Genomic DNA, 18,114 nt, shown 5'->3' with positions numbered 1-18,114 from the left:
TGCTATCGTGGAATTCTTCCATAGGGCTTGACGCCCCCAGTCCCAAACACCGGCATCGAGGCCGGAAATCCTGGACAGGTCCAGCATTTTTGCTCTGCAACAGTGCTTGCCGCACACCATCCAAGAGCATCCGTTCCCGTTGCCGGTGCATGCCCAAAATCCATTAAAAAAAACTTTGATCGCGGCACAGCCGAGTGCTATCTTGCAGACTCCGAAGCCCACACGGCTCGCCGGCCAACCGATCCACACCGGCTTATCGGAGTCATAAAAACACCCAACATACCTACAGAGGCACACACATGCTCGCAAGAAAATTCCTCGGCCATATCCTGGTCCTGCTCTGCCTGGCTGCAACCGCCGTCGCACAAGCGCAAAACCTGCCTAACGTCGTCATCCTGGCGACCGGCGGCACCATCGCCGGCACCGGCGCCACCAGCACCACCACGGTCGGCTACACCGCCGCCAAGGTCGGCGTGGACGCGCTGATCGCCGCCGTGCCCGAGCTGAAGAAGGTCGCCAACGTCAAGGGCGAACAAGTCTTCCAGATCGCCAGCGAAAACATGAACAACGACTACTGGCTGAAGCTGGCCAAGCGCGTCAACACCCTGCTGGCGCAGAGCGATGTCGACGGCATCGTGATCACCCACGGTACCGACACCATCGAAGAAACCGCCTACTTCCTGGACCTGGTGGTCAAGAGCAAGAAGCCGGTCGTGATCGTCGGCGCCATGCGCCCGTCGACCGCGATCAGCGCCGACGGCCCGATCAACCTGTATAACGCCGTCCTGCTGGCAGGCAGCAAGGAAGCCATCGGCAAGGGCGTGCTGGTCACCCTGAACGACCAGATCAACGCCGGCCGTGAAGTGACCAAGACCAACACCTCGACGCTGGATACCTTCAAGACGCCGGAACTGGGCTTCCTGGGCTACATCCAGGGCAGCAAGCCGTTCTTCTATCGCCAGTCGACCCGCAAGAACACCGCTGACACCCCGTTCGACGTCAGCAACCTGGACAAGCTGCCGCAAGTCGACATCGTCTACGGCTACGCCAACATGAACCCGATCGCGCTCAACGCCTTCGTGGCAGCCGGCGCGCAAGGCATCATCCACGCCGGCGTGGGTGACGGCAGCCTGAACAACACCGTGGTGCCGTCGCTGACCGAAGCCCGCAAGAAGGGCGTGGTAATCGTGCGCGCCAGCCGTGTCGGCCAGGGCATCGTGGCGCGCAACGGCGAAGCCGACGACGACAAGCTGGACTTCGTCGTCTCCGATACGCTGAACGCGCAAAAGGCCCGCATCCTGCTGATGCTGGCGCTGACCAAGACCACCGACACCAAGGAAATCCAGAAGATGTTCTGGGAATATTGATCCGCCAGGGCGGCGCGCCGGACAGGCCGCCGCTTCATGGAGGCGCAATAAAAACAGCCCGCTGCATGCAAATGCAGCGGGCTGTTTCTTATCCGGCCAGCTAACTCAGAATCCCAGCGATTTTCCTGCGCCCAGCAAGGTCGCCACGCCCAGGATGGCGAAGATCGCCGCGGCGATCGCATGCACCACGCGCACCGGGATCTTGCCGGCGATGCGGTCGCCCAGGATCACCGCCGGCACGTTGGCGATCATCATGCCCAGCGTGGTGCCGGCCACCACCGGCACGAAGGCATGGTATTGCGCCGCCAGCGCCACGGTGGCGACCTGGGTCTTGTCGCCCATCTCGGCCAGGAAGAAGGTCAGCAAGGTCGTGCCGAACACGCCGAAGCGGCCGAACCTGGCTTCGCTTTCATCGAACTTGTCGGGAATCAGCGTCCACACCGCCATCGCGATGAAGGAAACGCCCAGCACCCAGCGCAGGGTTTCAGGAGACAGCAGCGAAGTGATCCACGCGCCCAGCGCGCCGGCAAAGGCGTGGTTGGCGATGGTCGCGACCAGGACGGCGGCGATGATGGGAACGGGCTTGCGGAACTTGGCGGCCAGGATGAAGGCCAGCAGCTGGGTCTTGTCGCCGATTTCGGCGAGTGCGACGATGCCTGTGGAAACAAGGAATGCATCCATTGGGTTTTTCTCTCCATGGCCGGACTAAAACGAATGACCACGCGCGCTCCCCGGCCATTGTCGGAGGCTTCGTGGTCAAAGGTCTTGTCAAGCGAGGAACACATCCCGCTGAAGGATGCATTCCCAGGAACCGCCGGCGCCATGATCTGTGGATCAAGTATGTTGACGCGGGCCCCTTCTCAGGCGAAGGGCGACTACTCCCCAATGACCCGCGCATTGTACTGACTTTGGATTGCCGAGTCCATGCGCCCGGCGAATTTTTCGCGCCAAGGCGCCCGCCCCCTCATTTCCCACACGGCGCGTCAGACAAGCGCTGAACTTCGCGGCCCGCCCCGCCGACGGCGGAACCATCGCCTCCGGCGGCAACTCTTTAATGGCATGGCCGGAACGAATGCGCCGCAGCATGGCGCCCTTCGTGCCCCGTACTCCCGACAACAAACTGCAAGAACGCCTGCCCATGCCGAATCGACGCCGCTTCCTGACCTCCGCTACCGCAGCCGCCGCACTGGCCGCCCTGGGCATCCCGCCGCAAGCGATGGCCGCCGGGCGGATCAGGATGGGGGCGCCCGCAGCCTTCTCCTTCGATGCGCTGGTGGCCCGCGCGCGCGACATGGCGAAGACCCCATACAACCCGCGCAACAAGGTCCCGCGCGACATACTCGGCCAGATCGACTACGAAGCGCACGGCAAGATCAAATTCAATACCGCTTACGCGCCGTTCGCCAACGGCCCGGGCCAGTTTCCGCTGACATTTTTCCACCTCGGCAAGTTCTTCCTGGTGCCGGTGCGCATGCATATCCTGGACGGCCCCGGCAACGCCCCCACCCGCGCGCGCGAGATTTTGTACGACGACCGCTACTTCGACATGCCGGCCGACAGCCCCGCCCACAAGCTGCCGGCCGGCAGCGGTTTCGCCGGATTCCGCTTCCAGGAAAGCCGCCTTGCCGACCAGCAGAAAAAGGACTGGCGCCGCAACGACTGGATCGCCTTCCTCGGCGCCTCCTATTTCCGCGCCATCGGCGACCAGTACCAATACGGGCTATCGGCGCGCGGCATCGCCATCGACGCGGCAATCGCCGACAAGAAAGAGGAATTTCCCGACTTCACCCATTTCTTCTTCGAACCCTCGGCGCCGGACAGCGATACCGTGGTGGCCTATGCGCTGCTGGAAGGCCCCAGCGTCACCGGCGCGTACCGGTTCACGATGCGCCGCGCCGAAGGCGTGACCATGGAAATCGACAAGTCGCTGTTCCTGCGCCGCGACGTCGAACGCCTGGGACTGGCCCCGGCCACCTCGATGTACTGGTTCTCGGAAGCGGTCAAAGGCGCCGGCGTCGACTGGCGCCCCGAAGTACACGACTCGGACGGCCTGGCGATCTGGAGCGGCAACGGCGAGCACGTCTGGCGCCCGCTCAACAATCCGCCGCATACCATGGCCTCGGCCTTCGCCGGCAGCAGCCTGCATGGCTTCGGCCTGCTGCAGCGCGACCGCGACTTCGACCATTACCAGGACGGCGTCATGTACCAGCGCCGGCCCAGCCTGTGGGTGGAACCGCTGGAAGACTGGGGCGAAGGCACGGTGCAACTGATCGAGATCAAGACCGACGACGAGATCCACGACAACATCGTCGCCATGTGGGTACCCAAGGCCAAGGCGGTCGCGGGCAGCAGCTACCGCCTGCGCTATCGCCTGTACTGGCAGAAGGACGAGCCCTTCCCCACCCCGCTGGCGCGCTGCGTGGCCACGCGCCTGGGCAACGGCGGCCAGCCGGGACAGCCGCGCCCGCCGAATGTGCGCAAGTTCATGGTCGAGTTCAAAGGCGCGCCGCTGGAAAAACTGCCCTTCGGCGCCAGGCCGGAAGCTGTGCTGAGCGCCTCGCGCGGCAACTTCTCCTACATCTTCACCGAACCGGTCCCCGACGGCGTGGCAGGCCACTGGCGCGCCCAGTTCGACCTGGCGGTGGATGGCGACGAACCGGTCGACATGCGCCTGTTCCTGCGCGACAAAGGCGAGGCGCTGACCGAGACCTGGCTGTTCCAGTACCACCCGTTCAAGACCAGTCCGGTGTATTGATGAGACATATTAAAAAAAATTTGCCCATTTTTTTGAATTGCCTATATAATCTCGCTCCTTACGCGGCTGTAGCTCAGCTGGATAGAGTACTTGGCTACGAACCAAGGGGTCGTGGGTTCGATTCCTGCCAGCCGCACCAAATGCAAAAGGGTCCATCGTCAGATGGGCCCTTTTTCTATTTCCGGGCCCATCCGCGCCACGGCCTATACGCGATGCCGGCCGCCGGCCCTCTCCAACACTGACGCCGCATTGGGAAATTATCCGACCTTGAAAAGCGCGCGGCAGTGGCCATAATGAAAACCTTCCTCCCCTTCCCTCTCCCGGACAGGAACGGCGATGCAAGATCCCTATTCCCTGCAACGCTTCGTCGACGCCCAGGCGCCGGTGTTCGAGCACGTCATCGCAGAGCTGCTTGCGGGGGAAAAGCGCAGCCACTGGATGTGGTTTATCTTCCCGCAACTCGCCGGGCTGGGCCGCAGCGAGACAGCGCGGCATTATGCGATCCGCTCCCTCGACGAAGCGCGGGCCTACCTGCGCCACCCCATCCTCGGGCCCCGGCTGATCGAATGCACACAGCTCGTGCTGGCGGTACGCCAGAAAGACCCGCAACGTTGCGCCCACGACATCTTCGGCGATCCCGACGACATCAAATTCCACTCATCAATGACGCTATTCGCACAGGCAGCGCCAACGCAGCCCGAATTCGCCGATGCCCTGGGGCAGTACTTCGCCCACCGGCATGACCGCGCCACGCTGGAATTACTGGGCGGTCGGCAAGAGCGGCGCTCCGGCTGATCCCCTGGCGTTCGCCCAATAAAAAACCCGTGAATAATTCACGGGTTTCCGTTTTTCTTGCCGAAACCGGCAAGCCGATCCGCAACGGTCAGAACGGGATATCGTCATCCATGTCCGAGAAATTCGACGCAGGACGCGAAGCCGGCTGCTGGCGCGGAGCGCTGCCGCCACCGCCACCCATGTTCTGGCGCGGCGCCGGGCTGCCGCCGCCGTAGCCGCCGTCGTCCATCGAGGAACCGCCACCGCCGCCGCCCTGGCGGCTGCCCAGCATCTGCATGGTGTCGGCGATGATTTCGGTGGTGTAGCGCTCGACGCCTTCCTTGTCCTGCCACTTGCGGGTCTGCAGGCGGCCTTCGACGTAGATTTGCGAGCCCTTCTTCAGGTACTGGCCGGCGATTTCCGCCAGCTTGCGGTAGAAGGTGATGCGGTGCCACTCGGTGAGCTCTTTCTTCTCGCCGGAGTTCTTGTCCTTCCAGCTTTCGGTCGTAGCGACGGCGATGTTGGTGACGGCTTCGCCGTTCGGCATGTAGCGTGTTTCCGGATCGCGCCCGAGGTTGCCGACGATGATGACTTTGTTGACCGAGGCCATTGTTTCTCCTGGATTACTGATGACTGTTAGGCAGTTGCACCTGCCGCATGCGCACCGCGCCGCGGCAGGTTTTTCATGTTAGCCGCGATTATAAGCCAGGACAGGGTCACCGCAGCCGACAACAGGAACACTGCCGACGTACTCACATTTTGTTTGAGCCAGCCACCCATGGCGCCGCCGCAGAACAGTCCCAGCGCCTGCAAGGTGTTGTAGACGCCCAGCGCCGCGCCCTTGGCGGCCGGCGGCGCAATGCGCGAGACCAGCGAAGGCTGCGAGGCTTCCAGGATATTGAACGCGACAAAGAACAGGAACAGCAGCGCCACCAATACCCACCAGTGCGTGACAGGGTGCGACAGCGCGGCCCAGAAACCAAGTTGCACCAGCAGCAACAGCGCGATGGCGCCGATGAATACCTGCTTCATGCGGCCATGCCGCTCGGCGACGAAGATCGGCGGCAGCATCAGCACGAACGAAGCCAGCACCACCGGCAGGTAGATCTTCCAGTGCTCATCGACCGGAATACCGGAATACTGGACCAGCGCGCCCGGCAGCACCACGAACATGGCCAGCTGGGTCATGTGCAGCGTGAACACGCCGAAGTTCAGCCGCATCAGCTCGCCATGGCGCAGCACCTCCCGGAACGGCACGCGGCCGGCCTTGATCATCGGCGCATCCGGCACCACCCACAGCACCACGGCGATGGCCAGCAGCGACAGCACGCCGGTCAGCCCGAAGATACCGCCCATGCCGATGAGCCGGTAGAGCACCGGCGAAGCGACCAGCGAAATGGCGAACGTCAGCCCGATCGAGGCGCCGACCATGGCCATGGCCTTGGTGCGATGCTCTTCCCGGGTGGAGTCGGCGATGAAGGCGGTGACGGCGGCGGAGATCGCGCCGGCGCCCTGGATCGCGCGGCCGGCGATGACCCAGGCCACGCTGTCGGCCGCCGCAGCGATGAAGGAGCCCAGCGCGAACAGCGCCAGGCCGATGACAATGATGCGCTTGCGGCCGTATTTGTCCGAGGCGATGCCGAACGGAATCTGGCCGAACGATTGCGCCAGCCCGTAGATCCCCATCGCCAGGCCGACCATGGCCGCGTTGTCGCCGCCGGGCAAGCCGCGGGCATACACGGCGAACACCGGAAGGATCAGGAACAGGCCCAGCATGCGCAAGGCGAAGATGGACGCCAGCGACGCGCTGGCGCGCACTTCCGCGCGCGACATGCCGGATTTTTCGGACTGTGCGGATAAGGTAACGGGCTGGGTCATGACGAAAATGGCGGCTGCGCGTCGTTCCTGCTGCGCGCTTGCTACAAGACGAAAGCGTTATGGTAACAGCATCGGCGCAAGTCCCAGCCAACGGGGATCAATAGCGCTTATTCGAATCGGCATCCGTCCACGTGCGGCATTCCGCCAACACTTCATTTTGTCTTCAGGAAAAATTCATCCCCGCACGGCTGAACTCGGGATTGTTCATAAATTTTTATGTAAAAATACGGCCTTGCTCATTTTTCTGCACCATTCATAAAAGCCGCCGGCGCGCGATGCATATTCGCGTTACCCCTAAGCAATAACTGTCGCCAAGAAAAAGAAGCAATCGCTCGACATTCTCGGTATTGCAGGGGGAAAGCCTGGGCGGACAACTGCAGCGGCCATTGTCGGCCCGTACCTGTCCCCAAGCTTTGATTTTTTGTTTTTCTTGTCAGCCGGCCAAGCGCCGCGCTCGTATATATCAGCATGTTTTCCTTCACTTCGGCTGCCGGCGCCAAACCGGGCCAACCGCTTCACACAAACTCCACCACCGGTTACGCGCCCCGCTTCGCCTGGCTGCTGCTGATCCTCATCGCCTGCGCCTGGCTGCTGCCCGGCATCTTCGGCCATGGCCCGTGGAAACAGGATGAGACCTATACCTTCGGCATCATCCACCACATGCTGGTCTCGGGCGATTACCTGGTGCCCACCAACGCCGGCCAGCCGTTCATGGAAAAGCCGCCGCTGTATTACTGGACCGCGCTGCTGTTCGCCAAGGCCTTGCATCCGCTGCTGGCGTACCACAATGGCGCGCGCGTAGCCACGGTGTTCTACAACATCGTCACGCTGGTGTTCATCGCCAGGATTGCGATGATGGCCTGGAACGAGCGCACGCTCTGGAGCCTGCCGGTACTCGGCACGCTGGCGTTGTTCGCAGGCTCGCCCGGCATGGTCAAGCACGCCCACGACATGTTCACCGACGTTGCCCTGGTCTGCGGCGGCGCCATCGCCATCTACGGCCTGCTGACCATCGCCCTGAACGAGCAGAACAAGACGCCCCACCTCGCGGCCGCGCTGTGGTTCGGCCTGGGAGTCGGCATCACGCAAATGACCAAGGGCCTGTTCGTGCCGCTGCTGTTCGCCGCCACCGCCGTGTGCGTAGGCGTGCTGGTGCGCGAATGCCGCTCCTGGTCGTACTGGAAGATGGTCGGCATCGCCGTGCTGGTGTCGCTGCCGTTCTTCGTGATCTGGCCGGCGCTGCTGGCGCAGCATTCGATGCCGCTGTTCATGGAATGGTTCTGGGACAACAACGTCGGGCGCTTCTTCGGCTTCTCGGTCGCCAAGCTCGGTTCCGACAATGACCAGACCGTGATCCTGCGGGCGCTTTCCGGTTTCGCCCTGCCGGGCTCGCTCCTCGCGGTATTGGCCCTGGCCGCCGGCGAATGGCGCCAGATCCAGGCTCCGCGCCTAGCCTTGCCGCTGTCGTTTGCCGCCATCGGCATCGCCGTGCTGCAAAGCTCGGCCACGGCGCGCCAGCTCTATCTGCTGCCGGTCTTGCTGCCGCTGGCCATGGTCGGCGCCCGCGCGGTGCCGCAGCTCCCGGATTGGCTGTATACCGCCTGGGACTGGTTCTCGCGCATCAGTTTCGGCCTGATCGCCGCGGCCGTCTGGGTGACCTACGTGGTCTCGTCCATGCCGGCCGAACAGCACCACTGGATCGCCTACTTCGGCAAGTGGCTGCCGCTGGACTTCGTCACGCCGTTGCAGCCGCTGGCCCTGGCCGCTGCCGCCATCATGAGCGCCCTCTGGATCTGGTCGCTCGGCAAGCTCCGGCTGGCGGGAAAATGGCGTGGTGCCTTCAGCTGGTTCGCGGGGATCACGCTGATCTGGGGATTGGCCTATACATTGCTGCTGCCCTGGAGCGACTACGGCAAGAGTTATGAATATGTCTATCGTGACCTGCATCGGGCCATCGCTCAGGCATGGGAACCCGGCGATTGCATGGCCAGCCAGAACATCGGCGAGTCCGAAGCCCCCATGCTGTATTACTACACCGGTATCCTCCACCAGCCTCTCGATGGCCGTGACCAAACCCTGTGCCGCTGGCTGCTCCAGGGTACCCCTGGCCAACCGCCCTTGCCACAGGGTTCGTGGAAACAGTTCTGGGAAGGCCATCGGGATGGTGACGACGGGCAGATGCTCAAGCTTTACCGTCGGGAGCAATGACGCCGGCAAGCCGCTGTCCCAGCGTAACGGAAACCCGAAATCCAGCGCACCGCAACCCAAACGCCCGATGCATGGCATCGGGCGTTTTCGCAACGAAACAACCCTCGACCCATGCCCGGCACCACGGGCATTTACCCTCCCCGTCCCTATCTCGCTTCGCCCCACCGGCCAGCCCTGCCGGCGATTGGCAGTCCTGTTATAGTTACAGATTGTCTCCCCCGGTTCCCCCGCGCCCGGCCTTGGCCCGCGCGGCGGCAGGAAAACTTTGCTGAAGGCATCCATGGAAGAAATTCGCATTCGCGGCGCACGCACGCACAACCTGAAGAACATCAACCTCGACCTCCCCCGCAACAAACTGATCGTGATCACCGGCCTGTCCGGTTCGGGCAAGTCGTCGCTGGCGTTCGATACCCTGTATGCGGAAGGCCAGCGCCGCTACGTCGAGTCGTTGTCGGCTTACGCGCGCCAGTTCCTGCAACTCATGGAAAAGCCCGACGTCGACATGATCGAAGGCCTGTCGCCGGCGATCTCGATCGAGCAGAAGGCGACTTCGCACAACCCGCGTTCGACGGTCGGCACCGTCACCGAAATCCACGACTACTTGCGCCTGCTGTATGCGCGCGTAGGCACGCCGTATTGCCCCGACCATCCCGAGCACCCGCTGGAAGCGCAGTCGGTGTCGCAGATGGTAGACGCCGTGCTGGCGCTGCCTGAAGACACCAAGCTGATGATCATGGCGCCGGTGGTGGCCAACCGCAAGGGCGAGCACGCCGACCTGTTCGAAGAAATGCAGGCCCAGGGCTTCATCCGCTTCCGCATCCAGAGCGGCACCGGCACGGCCAAGGTATACGAGGTCGACGACCTGCCCAAGCTGAAGAAGACCGAGAAGCACACCATCGACGTCGTCATCGACCGCGTCAAGGTCAAGGCCGACATCAAGCAGCGCCTGGCCGAGAGCTTCGAGACCGCGCTGCGCCTGGCCGAGGGCCGCGCCATCGCACTCGAAATGGATACCGGCAAGGAACACCTGTATTCCAACAAGTTCGCCTGCCCGATCTGCGGCTACTCGCTGCAGGAACTGGAGCCGCGCCTGTTCTCGTTCAACAACCCGATGGGCGCCTGCCCGGAATGCGACGGCCTGGGCCATATCGAGTTCTTCGATCCCAAGCGCATCGTCGCCTTCCCCAACCTGTCCCTCGCCTCGGGCGCGATCAAGGGCTGGGACCGCCGCAACCAGTTCTATTTCCAGATGCTCACCAGCATCGCCGCCTACTACAACTTCGACCTCGACATCCCCTTCGAGCAACTGGATGAAAAGGCCCAGCAGGCGGTGCTGTTCGGCTCCGGCCGCCAGACGATTCCGTTCGCCTACGTCAACGAGCGCGGCCGCACCGTGGTCAAGGAGCACACCTTCGAAGGCGTGGTCAACAACCTGCAGCGCCGCTACCGCGAAACCGACTCGATGGCGGTCAAGGAAGAACTGGCCAAGTTCATCAATGAAAAGCAGTGCCCCTCCTGCCACGGCGCCCGCCTGCGGGTGGAAGCGCGCTACGTGAAAGTCGGCGCAGGCAAGCAACAGCGCGCCATCTATGAAGTCGCGGCCACGCCGCTACGCGACACGCTGCATTTCTTCGAAACCCTGAAGCTGACCGGCGCCAAGAAGGAAATCGCCGACCGCATCATCAAGGAAATCGTCTCGCGCCTGAAATTCCTCAACAACGTCGGCCTCGACTACCTGTCCCTTGAGCGCAGCGCCGATACGCTCTCCGGCGGCGAAGCGCAGCGCATCCGCCTGGCCTCGCAGATCGGCTCCGGCCTGACCGGCGTGATGTATGTACTGGACGAGCCGTCAATCGGCCTGCACCAGCGCGACAACGACCGCCTGATCGATACCCTGAAACACCTGCGCGACATCGGCAACACGGTGCTGGTGGTGGAACACGACGAAGACGCCATCCGCACCGCCGACTTCGTGGTCGACATGGGCATCGGCGCCGGCGTGCACGGCGGCGACGTGATCGCCCAGGGCCCGCTGGAAGACATCCTGAAGAACAAGAAATCCCTGACCGCCAAGTACCTCAACGGCGCGCTGGAAATCGCCGTGCCCAAGAAGCGCACGCCCTGCGACGAAGAGCGCATGCTGACCATCTCCGGCGCCACCGGCAACAACCTGAAGAACGTCGACCTGGAACTGCCGGTGGGCTTGCTGACCTGCGTGACCGGCGTGTCCGGCTCGGGCAAGTCGACGCTGGTCAACGACACCCTCTACCTGTCGGCGGCGCGCCACCTGTACGGCTCGCAGACCGAGCCGGCGGCGCACGAGGCGATCGGCGGACTGGAGCATTTCGACAAGGTGATCGCGGTCGACCAGGCGCCGATCGGGCGCACCCCGCGCTCCAACCCGGCCACCTACACCGGCCTGTTCACGCCGATCCGCGACCTGTTCGCCACCGTGCCGATGGCCAAGGAACGCGGCTACAGCGCCGGCCGTTTCTCGTTCAACGTCAAGGGCGGCCGCTGCGAAGCCTGCCAAGGCGACGGCGTGATCAAGGTCGAGATGCATTTCCTGCCGGACGTGTACGTGCCTTGCGACGTCTGCCACGGCAAGCGCTACAACCGCGAAACGCTGGAAGTGCAGTACAAAGGCAAGAACATCACCGAGATCCTCGACATGACGGTGGAAGACGCGCACGAGTTCTTCAAGCCGGTACCGCTGATCGCGCGCAAGCTGCAAACCCTGCTGGACGTCGGCCTGGGCTACATCAAGCTGGGCCAGAGCGCCACCACGCTCTCGGGCGGCGAGGCGCAGCGCGTGAAGCTGTCGCTGGAACTGTCCAAGCGCGACACCGGCCGCACGCTGTACATCCTGGACGAACCGACCACCGGCCTGCACTTCCACGACATCGACCTGCTGCTCAAGGTGATCCACCGCCTGCGCGACCAGGGCAACACGGTGACCATCATCGAGCACAACCTGGACGTGATCAAGACCGCCGACTGGATCATCGACCTCGGTCCCGAGGGCGGCGCCGGCGGCGGGCGGATCGTGGCCACCGGCACGCCGGAAGACGTGGCGCAGAACCCGGCCAGCGTCACCGGCAAGTACCTGGCGCCGTTGCTCAAGAAGAAAAAGTGAGGTTCTTGACGGCGCGCAAACGATACAGATAAAACGGCAACTGTATCTTGCGCGCCGGCCCGATGCGATTAGAGTCATGCATCCGGCCGCCGTCAGGCGCACAATATCGGCAGGCCCGTGCCTTAGAACCTGTTAAAAAAACGCCATGCAAAATCCGCTTTCCCCCGCCCAGGTCGAATCTTTCCGCAAGGAGGGCTATCTGCTGCTGAAGGGCATGCTGCCCGCCGACCGGCGCGAACAGATGCTGGCCGTGACGCGGGAACACCTCAGCCGCGCCGTCGCGCCGCTCGAATACGAAGCCGAGGTCGGCTACGCAGGCGCCCCCTCCTCGCTCGAGGCCGAAGGCGGCCGCACCGCCCGGCGCCTGCGCGCGGCCTGGCAGCGCGATCCGGTCTACCGCCAGTGGGCCAGCGACCCGCAGTTGGTCGCCATCCTGCACCAGCTGTTCGGCGAACCGGTCTGCATCACGCTGGCCCACCACAACTGCGTGATGACCAAGCACCCGACCTTCGGCACCGCCACCGGCTGGCACCGCGATATCCGCTACTGGTCCTTCCCGCGCAACGAGCTGATCTCGGTATGGCTGGCGCTGGGCGCCGAAACCCCGCAGAACGGCGCGCTCAAGTTCATCCCCGGCTCGCACCTGCTGCAGCTGCAGCCGGAACAGATGGACGAGCTCGACTTCCTGCGCCCGGAAGTGCCGGCCAACCAGGCGCTGTTCGCCCAGGGCATCGCCCTCAGCCTGGAGCCGGGCGACGTGGTGCTGTTCCATAGCGGCCTGTTCCATGCCGCCGGCCGCAACGACAGCGAACAGGTCAAATGCTCGGCGGTGTTCGCCTACCATGGCCGCAGCAATCCGCCGGTGCCGGGCACGCGCTCGGCGGCGTCGGACGATATCCAGTTGGACGCCTGAAGCCCGGGCCATCCTGACCGGACTCCCGGGACAAAAAAAGCGCAGCATCCGCTGCGCTTTTTTATTGTTGGCGGAGACAAACCGCCAAGACGGGTCAGCCACTCAGAATTGCTCCCAATCGCCATCGTCCGTCGCCAGCCTGGCGGCGGCCACCTTGGGCGCCTCCGCTTTGGCAGCGACGGCTTTCGGCGCCGCCAACGGCTTGGCGCGCGCCAGCGCAGCTGGCTTGGGAGCCGCCTTCACTGCAGGAGCAGATGCCGTATCGGCAACAGCAGCAACATGCGTACGCACCTCCTGCGCCCCATCCAGGCGGAATACGCCGACCGCGCCCAACAGCCGGCCGGCCTGTTCCTGCAGGGACTGCGCGGCGGCGGCGGCCTGCTCGACCAAGGCGGCATTCTGCTGGGTGGTCTCATCCATTTGCGTAATGGCGCGGTTGACTTCCTCGATGCCGGTGCTCTGTTCCTGGCTGGCCGAGGTGATTTCGCCCATCACGTCGGTCACCCGCCGCACGCTGGCCACCACTTCCTCCATGGTCTCGCCGGCCTGCGCCACCAGCGCGCTGCCGTTGCCGACCTTCTCCACCGAATCGTCGATCAGGCCCTTGATTTCCTTGGCCGCCGCCGCCGAACGCTGCGCCAGCGAACGCACTTCGGAAGCCACCACCGCGAAGCCGCGGCCCTGCTCGCCGGCGCGCGCGGCTTCCACCGCCGCGTTCAAGGCCAGGATATTGGTCTGGAAGGCGATGCCGTCGATCACGCTGATGATGTCGACGATCTTGCGCGAGGATTCGTTGATCGAACTCATCGTATCGACCACCTGCTTGACCACGTCGCCGCCGCGCAAGGCCACATCCGAGGCCGATGCGGCCAGCTGGTTGGCCTGGCGCGCATTGTCGGCGTTCTGCTTGACGGTGGAAGTCAGTTCTTCCATGGCCGAAGCGGTCTCCTCCAGCGAACCGGCCTGCTGCTCGGTACGCGAAGACAGGTCGAGGTTGCCGCTGGCGATTTCGGCCGAAGCGGTATTGATGGTGTCGGTGCTCATGCGCACCTCGCCGACGATCTTCCGCAGGTTGCTGTTCATGTCCCTCAGCGCCTGCATCAGCTGGCCGGTCTCATCCTGGCTGCGCACCTCTATCTCCTGGGTCAGGTCGCCCGCGGCGACGCCTTGCGCCAGCCGTACCGCCTTCTCCAGCGGGCGCGAGATAGCGCGCACCAGCAGCACGCCCATGACCAGCGCGACCGCCAGCCCCGCCACGATGGTCGCCGCGATCACCACCACCAGGATCTGGTAGCGCCGCTGCGCATCCTCATAGAGTTCGCGGCCGACCCGGTGCTGCAGGCTCATCAGCTCTTCCATGGTGGCATGCACTTCGGAAAACAGCTTGAGCATGACGCCGCCGTAAATGTCGCCGGCGCTCTGGAAATCGCGGTTGCGCAATGCCTCGACCGCCGGCTTGACGCCCTCGGCGATGAACTTCTGGCGCTGCGGGATGAACTTGTCGGCCAGGACCTTCTCTTCCGGCGTCAGGTAGGTGGCGAGATAGTCTTTCAGAACCGCATCGCTGTCCTTGATGGTCTTTTCCAGCTTGTCCATGCCTTTATCGATTTCCCCGGAGTCGCCGACAATGGCCGTGGAAATCCCATAACGGCCAGCATCGATGGCGCCCCCGACCGTCTCCAGCTGGGCCAGCGCGGCCATGCGGTCCTCGTACAGCGAACGCATTTGCGCATTGGTGGATTTAAGGCTGAGCAACCCGACCACGCCGGAAACCACCAGCAGAACGGCCAGAAAACCGATAACGAAGATCAGGCGCGCCTTGATCGTCAATTTACTGAACATATATCTCCCCAAAGTCATGACGACGGACGCCGGATAAAAATGCATGCGGCATCCGTTTTCTCGCGTTTTTTCGCATTTCCCCGCGTTTTCTCGCGTTTTCCTATTTATACCGCGACCGGCGGCTACCGATATGGAGGAATAGCGCGGCTAAGTCCAAGCATTTCCCGTACCAGAGCTTCAGCCGCGGTCAATGGCCGGGCAACCCCAGCCAGAGCCCGAAAGGCACGAACACGATCGCCGCCAGGTTGCCCATCAGCACGATGGCGGCGACCTTGTCCGGTTCCTGCCGGTATTGCTCCGCGACCATGAAACACAGCACCGCCGGCGGCAAGGCGGCGAACAGGTACATCTCGCCGCGCTGCACCGCGGTCAGCGGCAGCAACCGGTCCAGCAGCAGCGCGCAGAGCAGCCCGGACAGCGGGCACGCCGCCGCCCCGATCAGGCCGATGCGCCAGCTCTTGAAACTGATATCCATCATGCGCACGCCCAGCGAAAACAGCATGATGGGGATGCTGGCCTCGCCCAGCAGCTTCATCGCCGAAAACAGCGGCCCCGGCAGGCCGATGCGGAACACCGCGCACAGGATGCCCAGGATCATGGCCAGCATAATTGGACTGGACAATAGCCGCAGCAAGGAGCCGGGGCGCTGCTCGCGGCCGGACTGGATCATCTTCACGCACAGCGAAAAGTAGACGAAGGTGGAGGCGGTAAACAGCGCCACCGCCGCCGGCAAGGCCTCCTGGCCGAAGGCCAGCACCAGCAGCGGCAATCCCATGTTGCCGCCGTTGTTGTACATCATCGGCGGCAGGAAGGTGCGCCGGTCGTAGCCCAGCGCCCGCGCCAGCGGCCACGCCAGCAAGCCGGAACCGAGCGAGATCAGTACGCTGGCCAGGATCAGCCAGCCGTTGTGGTACAGGTCAAAGGATTTGGAGGAGAGCGCGCTGAAAATCATCAGCGGCGCCAGCGCTTCCATCGAGACGCGGTTGACCGAGGCCATGTCCATGCGCACCACCTCGCCGCGCCAGCGGGCGTAGCCGTAGCCCATGCCGATGATGGCGAACACCGGAAGGATGATGCTGCAGATGCGTTCGATGAGCGCCATGCGGGGCTTATTTGCTGAGCAGGCGCTTCTCCGCCCGCAGGATGTTTTCCGACGTGCCGCGCAGCACCACGATATCGCCGCCCATCAGGACCGTCTCCTGGGCCGCCTCGACACGCTGCTTGCCGCGCCTGAGCATGGCGACCTCGGTGTCGCACTGGCCGGGCAGGTCGATCTCGGCCAAGGTCTTGCCGATGGCGTGCGCGCCGTCGATCAGCGTCACCGACTGCAGGCGCACGTTGAGGCCGTCGTTGGCGTCGTCGATATCGGAAGCGCCGTGGAAATAGCCGCGCAGGGAGGCGTAGCGCTCGTCGCGCGCGTCCTGCACCCGGTGCACCACGCGGCGCAGCGGGATGCCCAGCATCACCAGCGCGTGCGAGGCCAGCATCAGGCTGCCTTCGAGCGACTCCGGCACGACCTCGGTGGCGCCGGCGGCGAGCAGCTTGTCGAGGTCGGCGTCGTCGTAGCTGCGCACGATCACCGGCAGTTCCGGCGCCAGTTCGGCCGCATGGTGCAGCACCTTCAGGGCCGACGGGGTGCTGGCGTAAGTCACCACCAGCGCCGCGGCGCGGTGGATGCCGGCGGCCACCAGGCTCTCGCGCCGGGCGGCGTCGCCATAGGAGACGTTGGCGCCGCCGCTGCGGGCGTCCTGCACCAGTTCCGGATCCATCTCCAGCGCGTGGTAGGCGATGCCTTCCTCTTCCAGCAGGCGCGCCAGGCTTTGCCCGCTGCGGCCGAAACCGGCGATGATCACGTGCTTCTGCACGCTCATGGTGCGCGTGGCCAGCTGGGTCAGCGCCAGCGACTGCAACATCCATTCATTGGCCGACAGCTTCATCACGATGGCATCGGACTTGGCCAGGATGAACGGCGCGGCCAGCATCGACAGCACCATCGAGGCCAGGATCACCTGGATCAGCAGGGGATCGATCAGTTGCAGCCCGCCGGCCTGATTCAACAGCACGAAACCGAATTCACCCGCCTGCGCCAGCGCCAGGCCGGTGCGCAAGGCCACGCCCGTGCCCGAGCCGAACAGGCGCGCCAGCGCCGCGATCAGGCCGAACTTCAGCAGCACCGGCCCGGCCAGCAACAACAGCACCAGGAACCAGTGCTCGATCAGCGTCTGCACGTTGAGCAGCATGCCGACGGTGATGAAGAACAGGCCCAGCAGCACGTCGCGGAAGGACTTGATGTCTTCCTCCACCTGGTGCTTGAACTCGGTCTCGGAAATGAGCATGCCGGCGATGAACGCGCCCAGCGCCAGCGACAGCCCCGCCTTCTCGGTAATCCAGGCCGCGCCCAGCGTGATCAGCAGCAGGTTGAGCATGAACAGCTCCTGCGAGCGGCGCTTGACCACGATCTTGAACCAGCTACGCATGAGCTTGTGGCCGAAGAACAGCAGCAGGGCCAGCACGATCATCGCCTTCGCCACCGCCCAGCCCAGCGTCACCATCAGGTTGCCGGAATGGCTGGCCAGCGCCGGCACCACGATCAGGAGCGGCACCAGCGCCAGGTCCTGGAACAGCAGCACGCCGAGGATGCGGCGGCCGTGTTCGGTCTCCAGCTCCAGCCGTTCGGTGAGCAGCTTGGAGACGATGGCGGTGGAAGACATGGTCAGCGCGCCGCCCAGGGCGAAGGCGCCCTGCCAGCTGATGTTGGTGAACTGCGGCAGGAAATAGGCCACCGCCCAGCCGAACACCATGGTCACGGCGATGGTGGAGAGCACCTGCGCCAGCCCCAGGCCGAACACGATGTGCCGCATCGCCGACAGCTTGTTGAGCGAGAATTCCAGCCCGATCGAGAACATCAGGAACACCACGCCGAACTCGGCCAGCGCGTGGGTGGTTTCATTGTCCTCGGCGAAACCCAGGCCGTGGGGACCGATCACGATGCCGACCACCAGATAGCCCAGCATCGGCGGCAGGTGCATCATGCGGAAGGCCACCACGCCCAGCACGGCGGCGGCGAGCAGGAATAAGGTCAGTTCCAGTCCGGAGAACATGTGGGGAGGATTCGCTTGTCAGAACTTATTGTTATATGCGAACCAACTAAGCGAGAAACATGCCTGGGTCATGGGGCGCGCATGCTGCATCGCAACCGCACTGGCGGCATTCTTGCCGACCTTACCTCCGCCTTACATCT

13 protein-coding genes, 1 tRNA gene and 1 riboswitch are annotated in these 18,114 nt (G+C 64.0%); of the genes, 8 read left to right on the top strand and 6 right to left on the bottom strand.

The genetic code is table 11. The annotated features are described in order from the left end of the window. Window positions 1-299 precede the first annotated feature (299 nt). Window positions 300-1,367 (top strand): type II asparaginase, encoded by a 1,068-nt coding sequence (locus J7548_RS08605; protein ID WP_290973186.1) that lies wholly within the window; start codon window positions 300-302, stop codon window positions 1,365-1,367. A 105-nt stretch (window positions 1,368-1,472) separates the two neighbouring features. Here the strand turns inward: J7548_RS08605 and J7548_RS08600 are convergent, their stop codons facing one another. Further along, window positions 1,473-2,048 carry a TMEM165/GDT1 family protein gene (locus J7548_RS08600; protein ID WP_290973184.1) on the bottom strand — a complete coding sequence of 192 codons (576 nt, stop codon included), beginning with the start codon at window positions 2,046-2,048 and terminating at the stop codon, window positions 1,473-1,475. 10 nt (window positions 2,049-2,058) lie between these two features. After that, window positions 2,059-2,268, bottom strand: a riboswitch (yybP-ykoY riboswitch). A gap of 237 nt (window positions 2,269-2,505) precedes the next feature. On the opposite strand from J7548_RS08600, the gene J7548_RS08595 reads away from it, so the two are divergent. From J7548_RS08595 to J7548_RS08585, 3 genes are all read left to right on the top strand, one after another. Further along, window positions 2,506-4,122 carry a glucan biosynthesis protein D gene (locus J7548_RS08595; protein WP_290973182.1) on the top strand — a complete coding sequence of 539 codons (1,617 nt, stop codon included), beginning with the start codon at window positions 2,506-2,508 and terminating at the stop codon, window positions 4,120-4,122. Window positions 4,123-4,184: 62 nt separating this feature from the next. Beyond that, window positions 4,185-4,261: transfer RNA gene (locus J7548_RS08590), tRNA-Arg, on the top strand. Between the two features lie 197 nt (window positions 4,262-4,458). Continuing rightward, complete coding sequence (locus tag J7548_RS08585; protein WP_290973181.1) at window positions 4,459-4,917, top strand: DUF1810 domain-containing protein; 459 nt, start codon at window positions 4,459-4,461, stop codon at window positions 4,915-4,917. An 88-nt stretch (window positions 4,918-5,005) separates the two neighbouring features. Here J7548_RS08585 and ssb read toward each other — a convergent pair whose 3' ends face one another. Next, on the bottom strand, window positions 5,006-5,506 hold the full coding sequence (gene ssb, locus J7548_RS08580; protein WP_290973179.1) for a single-stranded DNA-binding protein: 501 nt from the start codon (window positions 5,504-5,506) through the stop codon (window positions 5,006-5,008). Between the two features lie 26 nt (window positions 5,507-5,532). After that, complete coding sequence (locus J7548_RS08575; RefSeq protein WP_290973177.1) at window positions 5,533-6,729, bottom strand: MFS transporter; 1,197 nt, start codon at window positions 6,727-6,729, stop codon at window positions 5,533-5,535. On the opposite strand from J7548_RS08575, the gene J7548_RS08570 reads away from it, so the two are divergent. From J7548_RS08570 to J7548_RS08555, 4 genes are all read left to right on the top strand, one after another. Continuing rightward, complete coding sequence (locus tag J7548_RS08570) at window positions 6,686-7,033, top strand: hypothetical protein (protein ID WP_290973175.1); 348 nt, start codon at window positions 6,686-6,688, stop codon at window positions 7,031-7,033. The two genes, J7548_RS08575 and J7548_RS08570, sit on opposite strands and share 44 nt — an antisense overlap. A 209-nt stretch (window positions 7,034-7,242) precedes the next feature. Further along, window positions 7,243-8,982: a glycosyl transferase gene (locus tag J7548_RS08565; RefSeq protein WP_290973173.1), complete on the top strand. Its 1,740-nt coding sequence runs from the start codon at window positions 7,243-7,245 to the stop codon at window positions 8,980-8,982. A gap of 280 nt (window positions 8,983-9,262) precedes the next feature. Next, complete coding sequence (gene uvrA, locus J7548_RS08560; RefSeq protein ID WP_290973171.1) at window positions 9,263-12,118, top strand: excinuclease ABC subunit UvrA; 2,856 nt, start codon at window positions 9,263-9,265, stop codon at window positions 12,116-12,118. 145 nt (window positions 12,119-12,263) lie between these two features. Beyond that, window positions 12,264-13,031 carry a phytanoyl-CoA dioxygenase family protein gene (locus tag J7548_RS08555; protein WP_290973170.1) on the top strand — a complete coding sequence of 256 codons (768 nt, stop codon included), beginning with the start codon at window positions 12,264-12,266 and terminating at the stop codon, window positions 13,029-13,031. A gap of 102 nt (window positions 13,032-13,133) precedes the next feature. Here the strand turns inward: J7548_RS08555 and J7548_RS08550 are convergent, their stop codons facing one another. From J7548_RS08550 to J7548_RS08540, 3 genes are all read right to left on the bottom strand, one after another. Next, window positions 13,134-14,873 carry a methyl-accepting chemotaxis protein gene (locus tag J7548_RS08550; RefSeq protein WP_290973168.1) on the bottom strand — a complete coding sequence of 580 codons (1,740 nt, stop codon included), beginning with the start codon at window positions 14,871-14,873 and terminating at the stop codon, window positions 13,134-13,136. Window positions 14,874-15,060: 187 nt separating this feature from the next. Next, window positions 15,061-15,975: an AEC family transporter gene (locus tag J7548_RS08545; RefSeq protein ID WP_290973166.1), complete on the bottom strand. Its 915-nt coding sequence runs from the start codon at window positions 15,973-15,975 to the stop codon at window positions 15,061-15,063. Window positions 15,976-15,982: 7 nt separating this feature from the next. Beyond that, window positions 15,983-17,974 (bottom strand): cation:proton antiporter, encoded by a 1,992-nt coding sequence (locus tag J7548_RS08540; protein ID WP_290973164.1) that lies wholly within the window; start codon window positions 17,972-17,974, stop codon window positions 15,983-15,985. Window positions 17,975-18,114: the final 140 nt, after the last annotated feature.

The sequence above is a fragment of the Herbaspirillum sp. genome (assembly GCF_017744395.1).
Lineage (GTDB): Bacteria > Pseudomonadota > Gammaproteobacteria > Burkholderiales > Burkholderiaceae_D > Herbaspirillum.
This window is presented reverse-complemented; position numbering and strand designations above follow the sequence as displayed.

Coding starts and splice junctions, on each gene's coding strand:
- J7548_RS08605 (WP_290973186.1), top strand. CDS start 300: ATGCTCGCAAGAAAATTCCTCGGCCATATCCTGGTCCTGCTCTGCCTG.
- J7548_RS08600 (WP_290973184.1), bottom strand. CDS start 2,048: ATGGATGCATTCCTTGTTTCCACAGGCATCGTCGCACTCGCCGAAATC.
- J7548_RS08595 (WP_290973182.1), top strand. CDS start 2,506: ATGCCGAATCGACGCCGCTTCCTGACCTCCGCTACCGCAGCCGCCGCA.
- J7548_RS08585 (WP_290973181.1), top strand. CDS start 4,459: ATGCAAGATCCCTATTCCCTGCAACGCTTCGTCGACGCCCAGGCGCCG.
- ssb (WP_290973179.1), bottom strand. CDS start 5,506: ATGGCCTCGGTCAACAAAGTCATCATCGTCGGCAACCTCGGGCGCGAT.
- J7548_RS08570 (WP_290973175.1), top strand. CDS start 6,686: ATGGACGCCAGCGACGCGCTGGCGCGCACTTCCGCGCGCGACATGCCG.
- J7548_RS08575 (WP_290973177.1), bottom strand. CDS start 6,729: ATGTCGCGCGCGGAAGTGCGCGCCAGCGCGTCGCTGGCGTCCATCTTC.
- J7548_RS08565 (WP_290973173.1), top strand. CDS start 7,243: ATGTTTTCCTTCACTTCGGCTGCCGGCGCCAAACCGGGCCAACCGCTT.
- uvrA (WP_290973171.1), top strand. CDS start 9,263: ATGGAAGAAATTCGCATTCGCGGCGCACGCACGCACAACCTGAAGAAC.
- J7548_RS08555 (WP_290973170.1), top strand. CDS start 12,264: ATGCAAAATCCGCTTTCCCCCGCCCAGGTCGAATCTTTCCGCAAGGAG.
- J7548_RS08550 (WP_290973168.1), bottom strand. CDS start 14,873: ATGTTCAGTAAATTGACGATCAAGGCGCGCCTGATCTTCGTTATCGGT.
- J7548_RS08545 (WP_290973166.1), bottom strand. CDS start 15,975: ATGGCGCTCATCGAACGCATCTGCAGCATCATCCTTCCGGTGTTCGCC.
- J7548_RS08540 (WP_290973164.1), bottom strand. CDS start 17,974: ATGTTCTCCGGACTGGAACTGACCTTATTCCTGCTCGCCGCCGCCGTG.